The organism is Microbulbifer aggregans (assembly GCF_001750105.1).
Lineage (GTDB): Bacteria > Pseudomonadota > Gammaproteobacteria > Pseudomonadales > Cellvibrionaceae > Microbulbifer > Microbulbifer aggregans.
In genome coordinates, this window is record NZ_CP014143.1 from 532,324 (window position 1) to 549,052 (window position 16,729).

Genomic DNA, 16,729 nt, shown 5'->3' on the forward strand with positions numbered 1-16,729 from the left:
GAAGTACGATGGAAATTATCAGTCAGTACGGGCATATCTTCCTGATCATGGCCTGTGTATTCGGCTTCTTCATGGCCTGGGGTGTGGGTGCCAACGATGTCGCCAACGCCATGGGCACCTCGGTGGGGTCCCGCGCCCTGACCATCAAGCAGGCGATCCTGATCGCCATGATTTTCGAGTTTGCCGGCGCCTACCTGGCCGGTGGCGAGGTGACGTCCACCATCCGCAAGGGCATCATCGACTCGGATATCTTCTCAGACCAACCTGAATTGCTGGTGTACGGCATGCTATCGGCGCTCCTGGCCGCGGGCACCTGGCTGTTGATTGCCAGTATCCTCGGCTGGCCGGTCTCTACCACACACTCCATCGTCGGTGCCATCGTCGGTTTCTCCGCCGTCGGCATCTCCGTCGATGCCGTGGCCTGGGGCAAGGTGGGCAGCATTGTTGCAAGCTGGGTGGTATCACCCGTGCTGGCCGGCACCATATCCTTCCTGCTGTTCCGCAGTGTGCAGCGGCTGATCCTCAATACCGAGGACCCGTTTGCCAACGCCAAGCGCTATATCCCGCTCTACATGTTTGCCGTCGGCTGGATGATCGCCATGGTCACCCTGACCAAAGGCCTCAAGCATGTGTTCAAGGATGCGAATATCCAGCTGAACTTCCTCCAGGATGCTGGTATCGCCGCCATTGCCGGCCTGATCGTCATGGGCATTGGTATCGTGATGCTGAAGCGCATCAAACGCGACCCCAGCCGCGAGAAGGACAACCGCTTCTACAACGTGGAGCGGGTTTTCGCCATCCTGATGGTCTTTACCGCCTGCGCCATGGCGTTCGCTCACGGCTCCAACGACGTGGCCAACGCCGTCGGTCCGCTGGCTGCAGTGGTCAACACGGTGCAGATGGGCGCAGTGACCGCCAAGGCCACCATGCCCTCCTGGATTCTGCTGCTTGGTGGTGCCGGTATTGTGGTCGGCCTGGCCACTTACGGCTTCAAGGTAATGGCCACCATCGGCCGCAAGATCACCGAACTGACGCCGAGCCGTGGTTTCGCTGCCGAGCTGGGCGCGGCGGCCACGGTCGTGCTGGCCTCCGGCACCGGCCTGCCGATCTCCACCACCCACACCCTCGTCGGTGCGGTGCTGGGCGTGGGCCTGGCGCGGGGTATCGGCGCACTGAACCTGCGCATGATTACCACCATCGCGGCGTCCTGGGTGGTCACCCTGCCCGCCGGCGCTGGTCTCGCTATCCTGTTTTTCTTCTTCTTCAAGGGCATCTTCGGCTAGCCGCCGACCTCTCAGCCCTGTTACAAAGGGGAGCGACGCCAAGCGTCGCTCCCCTTTTTTATTACGATAAAAAACGCACGTGGACACCACCATGCGACTACCCATCTACCAGGCCGATGCCTTCACCAGCCGGATCTTCGGCGGTAACCCAGCGGCACTGGTGCCGTTCGAGCAGTGGCCTCATAACGAACTACTGCAGCGGATCGCCACGGAAAACAATCTCTCCGAGACCGCCTTTACCGTGCCGGCAGAGGATGGTTTCGAATTGCGCTGGTTCACCCCCGCGGCGGAAGTGCCACTATGCGGCCACGCGACTCTCGCCACAGCGCACCTGCTGTGGACCCAGTTAGGATTTTCCCGAAATGAAATCCACTTCTCTACCCGCAGCGGACTCCTGACTGCCAGGCGCGAAGGTGACCGCATCGCGCTGGATTTCCCTGCACAAAAACTGCGCTCACTGAAGCTGGAATCGCAATTTACCGCGCCTTTCGCCGCAGAACCGCGCGAAGTGCTGGCCGAGGACGCCGACGGCGGCAAACTGCTGCTCGTCTTTGCCGACGCAGAGACGGTAGCCGCCCTGCAACCGGACTTTCGTGCAGTGGCGATCCTTCCCTATCAGGGGATTGTCTGCACCGCGGAGGGAAAGGGCTGCGACTTCGTCAGCCGTTTTTTTGCGCCCAATGTGGGAATCGACGAGGATCCCGTCACCGGCTCCGCCCACACCCTGCTCACGCCTTTCTGGGCAGAGCGACTGGGAAAAACTGCCATGCAGGCGCAGCAGGTCTCGCCCCGTGGCGGCGAGCTGGAATGCGAACTGCAAGGCGAGCGGGTCATCCTGCGGGGCCGGGCAGTGACCTATCTGCGCGGGGAAATTTTCATCCAGGAATGAGCGGACAGATCACCAGTAGTGGTAGTGGAGTCTTTCCGCTTTGCGCGGGCCGCTAATGGCCCAGATCAGCTCAATCTCGCTGCCGTGAAACAGCAGGTCGGCGGTATAGGTATCAGCCCCGCAGAGGTGAGGAGTCACCTGGCGCAGGCCATGGACAGTGACCGGGGCCAGCTCAAACAGCAACACCGGATCCTCCCGCCGCTGGTGTTCCAGCCGCACACGGTCCTCCAGGCGCCCCCAGCGGTAGCGGTTACGCATGGGCAGGGTGCGGCCGTCACTGCGGGTAAACTGCGCTTCTTCTTCAAACAGCAGCAGATCGCCACAGCGGGACACTGCAACCTTACCGCGCCCATGGCCGTGCCAGTCCGTAGCGGAGCCGGCACTATTGCTGGCGGTAAAACTGAATTCTGTGACTTTCGCGAGACGTGACCATAGCGCCTCGATGACTTTCTTTTGATCAACCACTGACTAGGAAACCATGTCGCTACTGATTTTCGTCACTGTGCTCTGGGCCTTTTCATTCAGCCTAATCGGCGTTTATCTGGCCGGCCAGGTGGACAGCTATTTTGCCGTACTTACCCGCATCCTGTTGGCCGGACTGGCGTTCCTGCCCGCCTTTCGCTGGCGTGGCTGCGACCGACGCACGGCTCTGGGGCTGATGGCCATTGGTGCGGTGCAACTGGGTCTGATGTACCTGTTCTACTACCAATCGTTCCTGCTGCTCAGTGTACCGGAAGTACTGCTGTTCACGATTTTCACCCCGGTTTACATCGCGGTCTTCTATGACTTGCTGGAACGGCGCTTCTCTCCCTGGAACCTGCTGATTGCGGCCGTCGCTGTTGCGGGTGCCGCCATCATCCGCTGGGACCAGCCTGCCGGTAGCTTCTGGGGCGGGTTCCTCGTCGTGCAGGGGGCCAATATCTGCTTCGCTGCGGGGCAGGTAGCTTACAAACAGTTTATGCAGCGCCGGCCAGCCCTGCAGGCCCACACCGCCTTTGCCTGGTTCTATCTCGGTGCAGGTATCGTTGCTGTGGCAGCCTGGGGCCTGCTCGGGCAACCAGCCTATCCGGGCACCCCGACACAATGGGCGGTGCTACTTTGGCTGGGACTGGTTGCCTCCGGACTCGGCTACTACCTGTGGAACCAGGGTGCAACCCGGGTCTCGGCGGGTACCCTGGCCGCCATGAACAACGCACTGATTCCCGCAGGGCTGCTGGTAAATCTGTTAATCTGGAATCGGGACGCGGACCTTCCCCGACTCGCGCTGGGTGGCGTCGTCATCGTCACCTCGGTGCTAATCAGCGAATGGAGAGTCCGGAAAGGCACACAAGCGGCCAAATAAATGGCAGGGAATCCTCATGGCTGACACGCTTCCGAATCTCAAGCAGCAGCTTGCGCAGCTGGTGGCAAGCCCCAGTGTCAGCGCCACCGATCCGAAACTGGATATGGGCAACCGCGGGGTAGTGGAGTTGCTGGCAGCCTGGCTGGAGACTCTCGGCTTTGCCGTCGAGTTGATGCCACTCCCCGACCAGCCCCACAAAGCCAACCTGATTGCCACCCTTTCCAGCGGTGGTCCCGCCGATGGCGGATTAGTGCTCGCGGGCCACACCGATACCGTCCCCTACGATGAGGGGCTCTGGCAATCAGATCCATTCAAGCTGGACGATCGTGACAGCCGCTTTTACGGTCTCGGCAGTACCGACATGAAAGGCTTCTTTCCCATTGCCATCGAGGCCGCCAAGACGTTTGTCGGCAAACCCCTGCGACAGCCGCTGATCATCCTCGCCACCGCCGATGAAGAAACTTCCATGGCCGGCGCCCGCGCTCTGGTTGACGCCGGACGACCCAAGGCCCGCTATGCAGTGATTGGCGAACCGACCGGGCTCAAGCCCATACACATGCACAAGGGCATGATGATGGAGTCGGTGCGCATCAGCGGAAAGTCCGGCCACTCCTCCAATCCGGCCCTCGGGGCCAATGCGCTGGAAGCCATGCACGACGCAATCGCCACACTCCTGCGTGTCCGCGCCGAGTGGCAGGCCCAGTATCGCAATCCCGGTTTTGCCGTACCCGTACCCACCATGAACCTGGGCTGTATCCACGGTGGCGATAACCCCAACCGCATCTGCGGGCACACAGAACTGCAGTTCGATGTACGCCCACTACCTGGCATGATGCTTGACGATCTGCGCGCGGAACTGGACCGGCGGCTGCATGCCGCAGTTCAGGATGAAAAGCTTACGCTGGACTACGGCCCGATTTTTCTCGGCACCGAAGCCTTTGCCCAGGACCGGGCATCGGAACTGGTCAAGGTTGCGGAGAAGCTCACGGGCCACAGCGCTGAGAGCGTTGCTTTCGCCACCGAGGCTCCGTATTTCAAGAGTATGGGGATGGAGACGATTGTGCTGGGCCCGGGGGATATCGATCAGGCCCACCAGCCGGACGAGTACCTGGGGCAAGAGAGAATCCAGCCGATGGTGAAGGTATTGGAAGGGTTGATCAATCAATTCTGCCTCTGAGAGATCCATCGATTGTCAGCGGCCCGACGACATCAACAGGGACCCAAAATTGAAATTTCTGTTACCGGGCCTGCTTCTGTTGCTGCCCCTTCTCAGTACTGCGGCATCCATGCAGCCCGGCTTCCACATCCCGAGAACGGAAGTACTCGGTGTGCGGGATGAGCGAGCCGGCAGGGACTACGAACTCTTCATCAAGCTGCCACGCAGTTACAGCAATCCGGAGACCAGGCAGAAACACTACCCCGTTATCTATCTGACGGATGCGATGTACACGTTTCAGATCGTGTCTGGTGCCACACGCTTCCCAATGGCCGTCGGTAAAATGCGGGAAGCAATTATTGTCGGAGTATCCTGGCAAAAGGGGATTCATTCCACGCCAAGCCGCGTCCGGGACTACACGCCTTTCCACGAGCCGAGCTGGAAATTAGAGACGGGCAAGGCCGAGGCTCACCTGAGATTTTTTAGAGAAAAGGTTTTCCCCAAAGTAGAGCAACGCTTTCCAGTCGATGCAGGAAACCGGACTTACGTGGGAAACTCCCTCGGCGGTTTGCTCGGAGCCTATGCATTGGTTGAACATCCGGATATGTTTCACAACTATGTCATCGGCAGCCCGTCCCTCTGGTTCAACAATGGGAGGCTTTTCTCCCTGCTCGATCGACCACGGGAGAAAAACGAAAGTCTCAAACACCGAGTATTTCTCGCGGTAGGCAGCCTCGAACGAGCTGGCTCACAGTCTGACTCACAGCCCGACATGGTTGCAGATACGGAGCGCTTCTATCGTGCACTCCGCTCAAAAAATTATCCCGGACTCACGCTCGAGTTCAGGGTAATCGAGGGGGCGACACATGAGACTGCCTTCCCAACAACGGCGGCACAGGGGCTTTACTGGCTTTTCAAAACCAGTGAGGAGGCCTGAATCAGCCCGCTGGATAAAAGTGCGGTATATTCACAGTAACTGAACACGGACCATTTCCGAGTGAGCGACAACAAAGCCCCATTACATTGGTTCCGCCACGCCGCGCCCTATATCAATGATCTGCGCAGCCGTACGCTGGTGCTCGCCGTACCCGGTGATGCGCTGGAACACGCCAACTTTCGCAGCCTGATCCATGACATGGCACTTCTGGCCAGCCTGGGCGTGCGCCTGGTTGTCGTCCATGGCGCACGCCCACAAGTCAACCAAGCCCTGGACGAGCGGAAGCTTTCACAACGCTTTCACGGCAGCAATCGGGTGACCGATCGCGAGACCCTGGAGGTGATCAAGGCCGCAGTGGGGAAACTGCGCTTTGATATTGAAGCGGCTTTTTCCCAGGGACTACCGGACTCACCGATGGCACGCTCTGCGCTCAAAGTGGTGTCGGGAAACTTTGTTACCGCGCGACCGATCGGCGTACTCGATGGAATCGATCTAGGCTGGACCGGTTCCGTAAGACGAATGGAAGTGAACACCATCCGCCAGATCCTGGACCAGGGCGGGCTGGTGCTGCTCTCGCCCCTTGGAACCTCACTCACGGGAGAGCTGTTTAATCTCAATTACCTGGATCTAGCCGCCGAGGCAGCGCGCACACTGCAGGCTGAGAAATTGGTGATTTTCCGCGAGTCGCCACAGCTACTGGTGGACGATAGCCCGGTGCAGGAACTGAGCCTGGTCCAGGCTGAACAGGTTGCAGCCCGGACCGATAGCGCTGCGTTACGCTGCGCGATTCAGGCCTGCAACGCCGGCATTCCCCGCACCCACCTGTTGAGCTACACCCAGGACGGCGCCCTGGTACAGGAGCTGTTCAGCCGCGAGGGTACCGGGACCATGGTCTACCGGGACAGCTATGAAGTGGTACGACGGGCCCGGATCACCGATGTCGGCGGCATTCTCGGACTGATCCGTCCACTGGAAAAACAGGGCATTCTGGTGCGGCGCTCCAGGGAGAAGCTGGAGGCCGAGATCGAGCACTTTACGCTGGTGGAAGTGGATGGCACACCGGTCGCCTGTGCCGCCCTGTACCCCATTGCCGATGAGAGTGGTGCAAACGTCGCTGCGGAAATCGCCTGTGTTGCTATCCACCCCGATTTTCGCGGCGGTGGCAGGGGTGCCAAGCTTCTACATCACCTGGAACGACAGGCGGCGGTGCTCGGGATCCGCGAACTGTACGTTCTCACCACCCAGGCGGAGCACTGGTTCATCGAGCGCGGCTTTGAGCAGATAGAGGTACGGTACCTGCCCACAGCGCGACAGTCGCTGTACAACATCCAGCGAAACTCCCGCGTATTACGCAAGGTCCTCCAGCTCGCAAACTGATTGCTAGCTGGAGGCTATAAACAAAACGCACATCCTAATCTGCGTTCAATTTGTCTTATTCAGCGCGAAATCATCCCGGCTCAAATGCTTTTTTGTTAAAGTAACGCTCCCGATTTACTGAATCTAGCCGGAACGTTTTATGCCAGCTTATCGCTCCCGCACCACCACCGCCGGCCGCAACATGGCCGGCGCCCGGGCCCTCTGGCGGGCCACGGGAATGAAGGATGATGACTTCCAGAAACCCATCATCGCCGTTGCCAATTCCTTTACCCAGTTCGTGCCCGGGCACGTGCATCTGAAGGACATGGGACAGCTGGTGGCCCGCGAGATCGAGCGCGCAGGGGGGGTGGCAAAAGAGTTCAATACCATCGCCGTCGACGACGGCATCGCCATGGGCCATGACGGTATGCTTTACAGCCTGCCGAGCCGCGAGATCATCGCCGATTCCGTGGAGTACATGGTCAACGCTCACTGCGCAGACGCACTGGTGTGCATTTCAAACTGCGACAAGATTACGCCCGGGATGTTGATGGCAGCGATGCGGCTCAATATTCCGGTGATCTTCGTTTCGGGCGGGCCGATGGAAGCAGGCAAGACCAAGTTGGCGGAGCACAAGCTGGATCTCGTGGATGCCATGGTCATAGCGGCCACCGATTCCGCCAGCGACGACGAGGTGGCCGAGTATGAGCGCTCCGCCTGCCCCACCTGTGGCTCCTGCTCCGGCATGTTCACCGCCAACTCTATGAACTGCCTTACCGAGGCACTGGGCCTGTCCCTGCCCGGCAACGGCACGCTGCTCGCCACTCACGCCGACCGGGAGCAGCTGTTCCTGCGCGCCGGGCGGGAAATCGTTGCGCTGGCGAAACGCTACTACGAAAGTGACGACGAAACCGCCCTACCACGCACCATCGCCAACCGGGCGGCTTTCGAAAATGCCATGGCGCTGGATATCGCCATGGGCGGCTCTACCAATACCATCTTGCACCTGCTGGCCGCCGCTCAGGAGGGCCTGGTTGCTTTTGACCTGGCTGATATCGATCGCCTCTCGCGCAAGATCCCGCAGCTGTGCAAGGTGGCTCCGAACACACAGAAATACCATATCGAAGATGTGCACCGGGCCGGCGGCGTGATGGCCATTCTGGGTGAACTGGAGGCGGCGCAGTTGATTGATGGATCCCTGCCGACTGTACACAGTGAGTCGCTGCGCAGCGCGCTGGACCAGTGGGATATCCGCCGTACCGATGCTCCTGAAGTGCATGAATTTTATCGGGCAGGTCCGGCCGGCATTCCCACCCAGACCGCTTTCAGCCAGGCCTGCCGCTGGCCGACACTCGACGGCGATCGTCGCACAGGCTGCATCCGCTCTGCAGACCATGCCTACTCCAGCGAGGGCGGGCTGGCAGTGCTGTTTGGCAATCTTGCGCCCAATGGCTGTGTGGTAAAGACGTCCGGCGTCGAGGAGTCGCTGTGGAAGTTTGAGGGCCCGGCACATGTCGTCGAGAGCCAGGAAACGGCGGTGAAGCACATCCTCGATGGCGAGGTGAAGGAAGGCGAAGCGGTTATCGTGCGCTATGAGGGGCCCAAAGGTGGTCCCGGGATGCAGGAAATGCTCTATCCCACCAGTTATCTCAAATCCAGAGGACTCGGCCAGTCCTGTGCGCTGATTACAGACGGTCGTTTTTCCGGCGGAACCTCCGGCCTGTCCATCGGACATGTATCGCCGGAGGCAGCTGCCGGCGGCAATATCGCGCTGGTAGAGGACGGCGATACCATTCGTATCGATATTCCCGCACGCACGATTGACGTCGTTGTGAGTGAAGAGGAATTACAGCGGCGACGGGAGGCAATGGAGCAATCTGGTGCTGAGGCCTGGAAGCCCAGGGAACAACGACCGCGAAAAGTCAGCACCGCACTCAAGGCCTACGCAATGCTGGCGACCAGCGCCGACCGGGGTGCGGTCAGGGATCTTGGCTGAGTAACTACTTCGTTCTGCCGGGCCTAAGCATAAGAGACAGGCGGCGCATAGCGCCGCCTGTTATTTTTTAGCTGACCTCACTCCGCCAGCTTGAAGCGAATGCGATTGCGCACACCATGTCGCACCACAGGCTTGCCATCCTGCTGCTGCGGCCGATACTTGAACCGCTCTACCGCCGTGATTGCCGCTCGATTGAATACGTCAGTCGGATTACCGGCACTGTCATACCCCCCGACAACGATCGGATTAAGCACATTCCCAGCCCTACCGATGCTGAACTCAACCACCACGTAACCCTCGATTCCCTGCCGCAAGGCAGTGCGGGGATAGCGGGGTGCAGGCTTGAAGATTGGCACAGGCCCACTGTCGGCAAGCACCGGCCCAAGTTTCTCCCCCTCCGGCGCTGGCGGTGCAATCACGATCGCAGGATTTGCCGGATCAATTTCCGTGCGGGCTTTAGGTGGCATTGGTTGTGGCTGCGGATCCGCTACTTTCTGCGGCGGCTCAAAGCGATTCACCGTTGGCTTGAGTACCGGCAAGTGAATATCTTCGACTTTGATGGACTGCTCGGAATCGGGAGCCCTGTACTCCGTAGCGATCAGCTGACTCATAAGCAAAATCAGCAACAGCGTAACCAGGGCAGCAAGCAGCCAATTCTGAAATGAGCGGATCAGAGAGCGATCGGATTGAACAAAATAGAATGGATTTAGCGAATAAGCTTTGACCATAACACCTCTCCTCATTGTTATTAGGGTGTTAATTGAGGCAGTGGAAACTGCCATTGATGGAAAAGCTGATCAGCTACTTTAACTAATTAGTCGAAAATAACGCTTTTGCAAATTATTCCCGATTGCATGTAGATCATTTGAGCAACCCGCCCAAATAAAAGGCACAAAAAAAGGCCGCACAAAGTGCGGCCTTTTTTTGCTGAGCTCGAACCGACAATTAGATTGCCAGTTGTTCCTCACGCTTCTTCTCGTTCTCGACGTAAGAAATCCACTGCTCGGCGAACTTCTTGGAACGTTCGTCCTTCAATGCCTTCTTCAGGGTCTCGAGAGCATCGTCGTACTGTTTGAGGTTGGCTTGCGCCATACCCAGCACGATGTACAGCTGATCCGGGCGCTTGAGGCTACCCTTGTTCAGTGCACGCTTGGCCATCGTCACGGCTTGCTCGTTCTTGTCCAGGTCCAGGTAGATACCGGCCAGACGGGAGTAAAGCTCACCTTTGTCGGACAGCTTGGCGGCGCCTTCCAGCTGCGGAATTGCCTTCTGCAGCTCTTGTGCCATCTGGTACGCCTGAGCCAGGGTTTCCAGATTCTTGGAAGTGCGCTCGATCTTCTTCTCGTCGAGTCCCTTCTTGATGACCTTGGCGCCCTTGTAAGGCATCTCGTTACCCATGAAGAGATAGGCCATATTCAACAGCTCTTTCTCTTTCTCCAGGGCACCGGCGATGTAGGCCGCTTCCATCATGTGCAGCTGGTCTTTCTCACGCTTCAGCTCACCGTACATGCCAGAGAGCTGCTTGTAGTACTCCCCTTTCGGGTAGTGCTTGACCAGTTTTTCCAGGATATCGGTCACTTTCTTGTAGTCGTTCTTCTCAAAGTAGAAGTAACGCTGCAAGCCGTACCAGTTCTCCTTCGGCACCTTGCCTTCGCTCTCGTACATGGATACCGCTTTATTGATATCCGCCAGCGCCTTGCCTTCCTGACCGGCCTGGTAGTAGACCTGGCCACGCAGGGCGTAGTCGGCGGCACCAATGGTATCCGCGCGGCTGAACCACTGGTTCAGGTAGTTGAGCGCGTTGCTCCAGTCCTCGGTCACGAAGTACAGCTGGGCGATGGTCTTGAGCGTGTTCAGCTCAACCCCTACCGGGATGTTTTCCACACCCTGGGCGAGTACTTTCTTGTACGCGTTAATCGCGTCCTTGTACCGCTCCATGCTGTAGTAGACGAAGCCGTAGAAGTAGTACATCTGCGCACGTTCATACGCGTTGTACTTGTCCGCACCGGACTCCATCTCACGCAGAGCCTGCAGGGCTGCTGGCCAGTTTTCGGCGTCTGCCGCTTCCTGTACCTTGCCCAGCTTCTTGAACACGTTCTCCCGCATCGCCGGGACCTTACGCGTTTCCTCTGCTGCGTCCGCCTGGGCGAACGGGGCTGAAACCCCAACCGCTTCGAGGACGGTAACACTGACCGCGGGAGCCAAGACCAAGGGCAGCGCCACGGACGTTCGCAAGACGAATTTGGAGAATCCCTTCGTCATGGTCGTCAACTTCATATGCTTCCCCTTTAGTTCTTGGCCAGGTTAAAGCTGATCTTGGTTTTTACACCAGGAACTTCGATCGGCTCACCATCGACCACCCGCGGCTTGTACTTGTACTTCAGTGCAGACTTGATCGCCGCGCTGTTGAAGATGGTGGTGGGGCGACCGTCACTGGTGAAGGCCTCCACAACCCGCGCATCACGCACAGAGCCGTTTTTGGTTACGGTGTACTCAACGATCGCGTAGCCCTCGATGCCGCGCTGCAGTGCGCGACGCGGATACTGCGGAGCCACCTTCACGATGGGCAGGTAATCACCCTCGCTGGCGAAGCCGCCGATTCCACCCACCTGCACCGATGCGGAAGCACGCGGTGCAGACATATTGATGGAGTCATCCAGGTTCGGATCATCGAACTCAGGCTCCGGCATTTCGGGGGGCGGCTGCTCCGGCTCCTCCGGCTTGTCCGGCTTGCTGGTGTCGTACTGGGTTTCGATCTTCTGCTCAGGCATCACGACGTCAGCCACCTTGATCTGCTCCTCCTCTTCGGGAGCACCCAAGTTTGCTGCAATCAACGCATGCATGGTGAAGATCAGGGCAAAGGTGGTGGCGACTGCCAATACACCCGCCCCTAATAATCTTACCGGGTTCATAGCTGTTAACTCTTTTCTGTCGCGACCGAAACTTTCTCGATACCGATTCTCCTGGCAGCATCAGCAATCAGGGCAACCTTCTCGATACTCGCTTTCTTATCGGGCTGAATTACCAACCACCCCTTGGGGTTTTCTGCATACAGACGCTCGAGGGTGACCTTCACCAGCCGATCGTCTACCTGCTCTTTGGCAATCCAGATTTCGTCGTTTTCGTTAATCGCTACCAGAATAGAGGCGGCTTTGAGTTCAGCGGTTGTCGCTTCCGGCTTTAACACATCGACGCCCGGCTCCTTGATAAAGGTGGCGGTGACGATAAAGAAGATCAGCATGATGAACACCACGTCCAGCATGGGCGTGAGGTCAATCGCTCCTGCTTCTTCTTCTGCCGTATTTTGTCTCTTGCTCATAGCAACTCTCTTAGCGAACTTCCTCGACGGAGCCCCTGCGGGACTCCGCGAGAGTTTCTGGCTTGGCTAAACCTTCACAGCAAATAAGCTTGCGCCTCGGCCGGCTCATTGCCTTATGCGGTGCCTTAGTGATCCATCGTCAGATGGTCTTCCAGCAGCTGGGTTTCACGCTCCGCTTTACGCTGGAGGTAGGTGTTGGCAAACACGCCAGACAGTGCGGTCACCATACCCGCCATTGTCGGGATGGTGGCCATGGATACACCACTGGCCATTTGTTTGGCATCACCACCACCGGTAATCGCGAGAACTTCGAACACGTTGATCATGCCCCAGACCGTGCCCAGCAGCCCGAACAGGGGTGCCAGAGCCACACAGGCCTGAATCATGTCCATATTGTCCTGAATCTTCTCGGATACCCGGGAGATCAGCGCGTAGCGGACCTGGTGCGCACCCCAGGATTTGCGCTCGGGGCGCGCCTCCCACTGGTCCAGTGCACCTTGCACGTCTCCCTTCAAGCTCTTGTTGAAGTAGAAGATGCGCTCAAAGATCAGCGTCCACATAAAGAAGGTCAGGCCGGCGATCAGAAGCAGTACTGGCCCGCCCGACGCCATAAAGGCGTTGACGGCGGCCCATGCGTCAAACAATGCGTGCATGTTGCCGCCTCCTCTTATTTACGCTCGGCGTTTTCCGCCACAATACCGGCACTCTGCTCTTCCAGAATGTGCAGGATACGCTTGGCGCGGCCGTTCACGATGGTGTGCATCAGCACAGTCGGGATCGCCACACACAGACCCAGTACGGTGGTTACCAGTGCGGAGGAGATACCGCCTGCCATCGCTTTCGGGTCGCCGGCACCAAAGATGGTGATTGCCTGGAAGGTGATGATCATACCGGTAACGGTACCCAGCAGACCCAGCAGCGGGGCTACCATGGCGATGATCTTCAGCAGGTTCAGGCCGGACTCGATCGCCGGACGCTCCTTCAGAACCGCTTCTTCCATCTTAAGCTCGAGGGTTTCACCGTCCACACCCTTGTTCTCTTCGGCAACGGCCAGAACACGACCCAGCGGGTTGTTGGTGTTGGCGGAGTCAGAACGCAGCTGGGCGTTAACCTTGCTGTTCACACCGGACAGTACGATCAGGCGCCAGATGGCCAGCAGCATAGCGATCACACCAACACCGGTGATGATGTAACCAACGATGCCACCCTGATGCCAGCGCTCAACGATTCCCGGGCTGTTGATCAGTGCCTTCAGCAGGGAGCCGCCAGTCGGGCCAGTCGGGTCAACACCGAAAGCGGTGAAGCCGGAAGTGGCGTTCTGCAGGTCCGAAGCCATGGACAGGTACTTGCCGTCGGGCTGGCGAATCAGCTCGGCCATTTTGTTGGCGTCGGTCATTTCCAGATATTTGCCATCGGAAACCAGGTTGAAGTTACCAATACGGACTACTTCCTGCTCTACCTGCTCACCGTCGGGCTTGATCACGGTACCGTTGAACTTAACAACCTTGCCGGATTCAACGATTTCGCGCTGCATTTCGTACCACAGACGCTCGATTTCCTCGATGGTCGGCAGCTTGGTCTGGGAGTTCATCTTGTCGATCAGAGTGTCGAGGAACTCGGTACGACCCGGGTACTGTGCAGAAACAATGGAAGATTCCATGTTGGCGCGCAGGTCACCAGCAGTAGAGGTCATGTGACCGAACAGCTCTTTCAGGGAACCCATGCGCTCGTCCAGCTGCTCACGCTTCTGCTGAACCATTACTTCCTGCTCCTGGTACTTGGCTTCCAGGCGCGCGGAACGCTCTTCTTCGGCAGTGCGGGTTTGCTTGGCCTGGTTCAGCAGGTTCTGCTGGTTGGCCTTCTGGCGACGAAACTCTGCTTCACGCTTTTTGTGCTCGGCAGATTCGGCAATCTTGGACTGACGCACCATCTGCAGCAGCTGGTCCAGGGACTTTGCTTCGTCCTGGGCCACTGCAGTGCTGTTCAGAAGACCAGCCGCCACTACTGCGGCCGTCATAGATACTAGGCGTTTGGCGAAAGTGGTTTTCATTGCGCAGCCTCCGGAGCGTGGATCGGCGTGGTCATGATGTCTTGGGTAGCCTGCTTGCGGGCGATCTTCAGGCCATTCTGAATGGCACGGCGGTACTCGCCGGCGCCGATTTCAACCCAAGCCTTCTGCTCTTTGTCGTAGGCCAGAGAAACCTTGGAATCGGTGGTCTGCGCGACCAGCGCGATACGACCGATCTGCAGGACGTTAACTTCGCGGTCCTGACCGTTAACAACCAGGGTGTCACCGTAGCTGTCGATCTTACGCGCGTATTCGGCTTCGAAGTTGTACAGTTCCAGCACCTGACGGAATTTCTCCGCAACGGTGATATCGGAACGGTCCATATTGTTCTTTACGCCCTGGAGGTTCGCCATACGCTCTTCCAGCTTGAACGGCGCGTCCAGTTTGATGAACTGCTCCAGGCCATCCAGCATACGCAGAATCAGCGGCTGGATCTGACGCTCGATTACAGTGACGTTCTCGATGGACTCGTCCAACTCCTTGATGACGGCGAGCTGGTTCGCCAGCTGCTTCTCGAGCTGACGGTTGTAGACACGCAGACCGTCGATTTCCTTGTTCACCACCTTGAAGTCCTGCAGCAGGCTGGTGGTTTCTTCGGCAATCTTGTCGATGCGCTTTTGTGACGCCTGAGCGGCAGCAGTTTTCTGCTGACCAACGGTCAGGACGTTATCGAGTGTATCCGCAGTGGCTACGCTGCCATAGAGTGCGCCGGCAGACAGCGCAGTGGTCAGCGCCACAGCCATGAATCGCTTGGTTTTCATTAGACCCCCCAGTGGGTTCAATATTTCACAACATGGTCGCGATGGTTTAGCTGCCACAACGCGGTGTGATTTTGGTTTGAAGACAGCTAAGAGCCGCACATTGTAAACAGCCGATTTGATTATTCAAATGCCGATTGACAGTCTCGACCTGCATGTGTCGCTAGGTAACACCTGGGTAACAAACCCGGGTTGCATGCACACAAATGCAGCGGAGCGAAATGTGCGAGAGATCACGAAAGCTAACAGAAAGATTAAAGTTTGATCAAGGCGTTTTTATTTTGACCTGTCGTACTGAACTAAGCAGTAGTTGTATTCGTCCCTGTCCGACGACGGGTAACAATCCCGACTGGTTTCTGACCAGCCATTCGCAAATTCCGGGAAAAAGGCGTCTCCATCCACCTCTGCCTCCACTTCTGTGATGTAGAGCCGCCGCGCCATCGGTAGCGCCTGGCGGTAAATCTCCGCACCACCAATGACCATCACCTCTTCGGCGCCACTTTCGGCAGCCGACTGGCGGGCTACCAACAGCGCGTCTTCGAGGCTGGAAACGGTGGTCACCCCCTCTGCCCGCCATTCGGGATTGCGGGTGATAACAATGTTGGCGCGGCCGGGCAGCGGTCGCCCGATGGACTCAAAAGTTTTGCGCCCCATGACGACAGGCTTCGACATGGTCACCTGCTTGAAGAACTTCAGGTCGCCGGAAATCCGCCACGGAAGAGTGTTGTCGCGGCCTATGGCCCGGTTTTGCGCCATGGCCGCGATCATCGCAATGGGAACATCCTTCATTTATATCGCCACCGGTGCGGGAATGTGGGGATGGGCCTCGTAGCCTTTCAGCTCAAAGTCCTCGAACTGGAAAGCAAACAAGTCCGTCACTTCCGGATTGAGATGCATCTGCGGCAGGGGCAGCGGCTCCCGGGACAGCTGCTCCTCCACCTGCTCCAGGTGATTGAGGTACAGGTGCGCATCGCCAAAGGTATGAATGAACTCTCCGGGCCGAAGATCGCAAACCTGAGCCAACATCAAGGTCAGCAGGCTGTAGGAGGCAATATTGAACGGTACACCGAGGAAGATATCGGCACTGCGCTGGTACAGCTGGCAAGAGAGCTTGCCGTCCGCCACATAGAACTGGAACAGCGCGTGACAGGGTGCCAGAGCCATGCGGCCGGCAGCAGCGTTATCCGACGGGGAAACGCCTTCGTCCGGGAGGTCGGCGGGATTCCAGGCGCTCACGATCAGGCGGCGGGAGTCGGGCCGACTCTTCAGCTGCTCGACGAGGTCCGAGATCTGGTCGATCTGGCGCCCGTCTGCAGTCGGCCATGACCGCCACTGGTGTCCGTAGACTGGCCCGAGCTCTCCACTCTCGGTGGCCCAGCCATCCCAGATTCGCACCCCGTGCTCCTTGAGGTAGCCGATATTGGTGTCCCCCTTCAGAAACCACAGCAGCTCGTGGATGATCGAGCGCAGATGTAGCTTCTTGGTGGTCACCAGGGGGAAGCCCTCGGCCAGGTCGAATCGCATCTGGTAACCAAACACGCTGACCGTGCCCGTGCCGGTTCGGTCACTCTTGCGGGTGCCGTTGTCGCGCACATGGCGCATAAGATCGAGATACTGCTTCATCT

Annotated in this window: 17 protein-coding genes; 7 read left to right on the forward strand and 10 right to left on the reverse strand. The window is 58.3% G+C overall.

Translation table 11 applies throughout. From position 1 onward, the window contains the following. The first annotated feature begins 8 nt into the window (after positions 1–8). Both AUP74_RS02265 and AUP74_RS02270 read left to right on the forward strand, forming a co-directional pair. On the forward strand, positions 9–1,283 hold the full coding sequence (locus AUP74_RS02265) for an inorganic phosphate transporter (RefSeq protein ID WP_069946136.1): 1,275 nt from the start codon (positions 9–11) through the stop codon (positions 1,281–1,283). Between the two features lie 91 nt (positions 1,284–1,374). Then, entirely contained in the window at positions 1,375–2,172 is a 798-nt protein-coding gene (locus AUP74_RS02270) for a PhzF family phenazine biosynthesis protein (RefSeq protein ID WP_069948654.1), read from the forward strand. Positions 2,173–2,181: 9 nt separating this feature from the next. On the opposite strand, the gene AUP74_RS02275 is transcribed toward AUP74_RS02270, so the two are convergent. After that, on the reverse strand, positions 2,182–2,637 hold the full coding sequence (locus AUP74_RS02275; RefSeq protein WP_069946137.1) for a DUF6314 family protein: 456 nt from the start codon (positions 2,635–2,637) through the stop codon (positions 2,182–2,184). Between the two features lie 13 nt (positions 2,638–2,650). Between AUP74_RS02275 and AUP74_RS02280 the strand changes: the two genes are divergently transcribed. The 5 genes from AUP74_RS02280 to ilvD all read left to right on the forward strand — a co-directional run bounded on the left by AUP74_RS02280 (position 2,651) and on the right by ilvD (position 8,959). Next, complete coding sequence (locus AUP74_RS02280; protein WP_069946138.1) at positions 2,651–3,514, forward strand: carboxylate/amino acid/amine transporter; 864 nt, start codon at positions 2,651–2,653, stop codon at positions 3,512–3,514. Between the two features lie 16 nt (positions 3,515–3,530). After that, positions 3,531–4,691 carry an acetylornithine deacetylase gene (argE, locus tag AUP74_RS02285; protein ID WP_069946139.1) on the forward strand — a complete coding sequence of 387 codons (1,161 nt, stop codon included), beginning with the start codon at positions 3,531–3,533 and terminating at the stop codon, positions 4,689–4,691. Positions 4,692–4,800: 109 nt separating this feature from the next. Next, positions 4,801–5,607 carry an alpha/beta hydrolase gene (locus AUP74_RS02290; RefSeq protein ID WP_145924290.1) on the forward strand — a complete coding sequence of 269 codons (807 nt, stop codon included), beginning with the start codon at positions 4,801–4,803 and terminating at the stop codon, positions 5,605–5,607. A 60-nt stretch (positions 5,608–5,667) separates the two neighbouring features. Next, complete coding sequence (argA, locus tag AUP74_RS02295; protein WP_069946141.1) at positions 5,668–6,984, forward strand: amino-acid N-acetyltransferase; 1,317 nt, start codon at positions 5,668–5,670, stop codon at positions 6,982–6,984. Between the two features lie 139 nt (positions 6,985–7,123). Further along, positions 7,124–8,959 (forward strand): dihydroxy-acid dehydratase, encoded by a 1,836-nt coding sequence (gene ilvD / locus AUP74_RS02300; protein ID WP_069946142.1) that lies wholly within the window; start codon positions 7,124–7,126, stop codon positions 8,957–8,959. 77 nt (positions 8,960–9,036) lie between these two features. Here ilvD and AUP74_RS02305 read toward each other — a convergent pair whose 3' ends face one another. The 9 genes from AUP74_RS02305 to AUP74_RS02345 all read right to left on the reverse strand — a co-directional run bounded on the left by AUP74_RS02305 (position 9,037) and on the right by AUP74_RS02345 (position 16,727). Continuing rightward, positions 9,037–9,570, reverse strand: coding sequence for an energy transducer TonB (locus AUP74_RS02305; RefSeq protein ID WP_158514527.1), 534 nt, complete (start codon positions 9,568–9,570; stop codon positions 9,037–9,039). A 334-nt stretch (positions 9,571–9,904) separates the two neighbouring features. Then, positions 9,905–11,236, reverse strand: a complete 1,332-nt coding sequence (locus AUP74_RS02310) for a tetratricopeptide repeat protein (RefSeq protein ID WP_069946144.1) — start codon at positions 11,234–11,236, stop codon at positions 9,905–9,907. 11 nt (positions 11,237–11,247) lie between these two features. Further along, complete coding sequence (locus AUP74_RS02315; protein WP_069946145.1) at positions 11,248–11,871, reverse strand: energy transducer TonB; 624 nt, start codon at positions 11,869–11,871, stop codon at positions 11,248–11,250. 5 nt (positions 11,872–11,876) lie between these two features. Beyond that, positions 11,877–12,278 (reverse strand): ExbD/TolR family protein, encoded by a 402-nt coding sequence (locus tag AUP74_RS02320; RefSeq protein WP_069946146.1) that lies wholly within the window; start codon positions 12,276–12,278, stop codon positions 11,877–11,879. Positions 12,279–12,403: 125 nt separating this feature from the next. Beyond that, the gene (locus AUP74_RS02325) at positions 12,404–12,931 is read right to left on the reverse strand and encodes a MotA/TolQ/ExbB proton channel family protein (RefSeq protein WP_069946147.1); all 528 of its coding nucleotides are present in this window, start codon (positions 12,929–12,931) and stop codon (positions 12,404–12,406) included. A gap of 14 nt (positions 12,932–12,945) precedes the next feature. Continuing rightward, positions 12,946–14,328, reverse strand: a complete 1,383-nt coding sequence (locus AUP74_RS17465) for a MotA/TolQ/ExbB proton channel family protein (RefSeq protein WP_069946148.1) — start codon at positions 14,326–14,328, stop codon at positions 12,946–12,948. Further along, positions 14,325–15,107 carry a DUF3450 domain-containing protein gene (locus tag AUP74_RS02335; protein WP_069946149.1) on the reverse strand — a complete coding sequence of 261 codons (783 nt, stop codon included), beginning with the start codon at positions 15,105–15,107 and terminating at the stop codon, positions 14,325–14,327. The genes AUP74_RS17465 and AUP74_RS02335 overlap by 4 nt, the downstream gene beginning before the upstream one ends. A gap of 273 nt (positions 15,108–15,380) precedes the next feature. Continuing rightward, complete coding sequence (locus tag AUP74_RS02340) at positions 15,381–15,893, reverse strand: dihydrofolate reductase (RefSeq protein ID WP_069946150.1); 513 nt, start codon at positions 15,891–15,893, stop codon at positions 15,381–15,383. Further along, a complete protein-coding gene (locus AUP74_RS02345; RefSeq protein WP_069946151.1) occupies positions 15,894–16,727 on the reverse strand; it encodes a thymidylate synthase in 834 nt (277 codons plus the stop codon). Positions 16,728–16,729 lie beyond the last annotated feature (2 nt).

What these genes read in the sequence shown, in the direction of transcription:
- argE (WP_069946139.1), top strand. Translation starts at nt 3,531, where the DNA reads ATGGCTGACACGCTTCCGAATCTCAAGCAGCAGCTTGCGCAGCTGGTG.
- AUP74_RS17465 (WP_069946148.1), bottom strand. Translation starts at nt 14,328, where the DNA reads ATGAAAACCACTTTCGCCAAACGCCTAGTATCTATGACGGCCGCAGTA.
- AUP74_RS02335 (WP_069946149.1), bottom strand. Translation starts at nt 15,107, where the DNA reads ATGAAAACCAAGCGATTCATGGCTGTGGCGCTGACCACTGCGCTGTCT.
- AUP74_RS02345 (WP_069946151.1), bottom strand. Translation starts at nt 16,727, where the DNA reads ATGAAGCAGTATCTCGATCTTATGCGCCATGTGCGCGACAACGGCACC.
- AUP74_RS02305 (WP_158514527.1), bottom strand. Translation starts at nt 9,570, where the DNA reads ATGAGTCAGCTGATCGCTACGGAGTACAGGGCTCCCGATTCCGAGCAG.
- AUP74_RS02270 (WP_069948654.1), top strand. Translation starts at nt 1,375, where the DNA reads ATGCGACTACCCATCTACCAGGCCGATGCCTTCACCAGCCGGATCTTC.
- AUP74_RS02280 (WP_069946138.1), top strand. Translation starts at nt 2,651, where the DNA reads ATGTCGCTACTGATTTTCGTCACTGTGCTCTGGGCCTTTTCATTCAGC.
- ilvD (WP_069946142.1), top strand. Translation starts at nt 7,124, where the DNA reads ATGCCAGCTTATCGCTCCCGCACCACCACCGCCGGCCGCAACATGGCC.
- AUP74_RS02265 (WP_069946136.1), top strand. Translation starts at nt 9, where the DNA reads ATGGAAATTATCAGTCAGTACGGGCATATCTTCCTGATCATGGCCTGT.
- AUP74_RS02320 (WP_069946146.1), bottom strand. Translation starts at nt 12,278, where the DNA reads ATGAGCAAGAGACAAAATACGGCAGAAGAAGAAGCAGGAGCGATTGAC.
- AUP74_RS02340 (WP_069946150.1), bottom strand. Translation starts at nt 15,893, where the DNA reads ATGAAGGATGTTCCCATTGCGATGATCGCGGCCATGGCGCAAAACCGG.
- AUP74_RS02315 (WP_069946145.1), bottom strand. Translation starts at nt 11,871, where the DNA reads ATGAACCCGGTAAGATTATTAGGGGCGGGTGTATTGGCAGTCGCCACC.
- AUP74_RS02325 (WP_069946147.1), bottom strand. Translation starts at nt 12,931, where the DNA reads ATGCACGCATTGTTTGACGCATGGGCCGCCGTCAACGCCTTTATGGCG.
- AUP74_RS02290 (WP_145924290.1), top strand. Translation starts at nt 4,801, where the DNA reads ATGCAGCCCGGCTTCCACATCCCGAGAACGGAAGTACTCGGTGTGCGG.
- AUP74_RS02310 (WP_069946144.1), bottom strand. Translation starts at nt 11,236, where the DNA reads ATGAAGTTGACGACCATGACGAAGGGATTCTCCAAATTCGTCTTGCGA.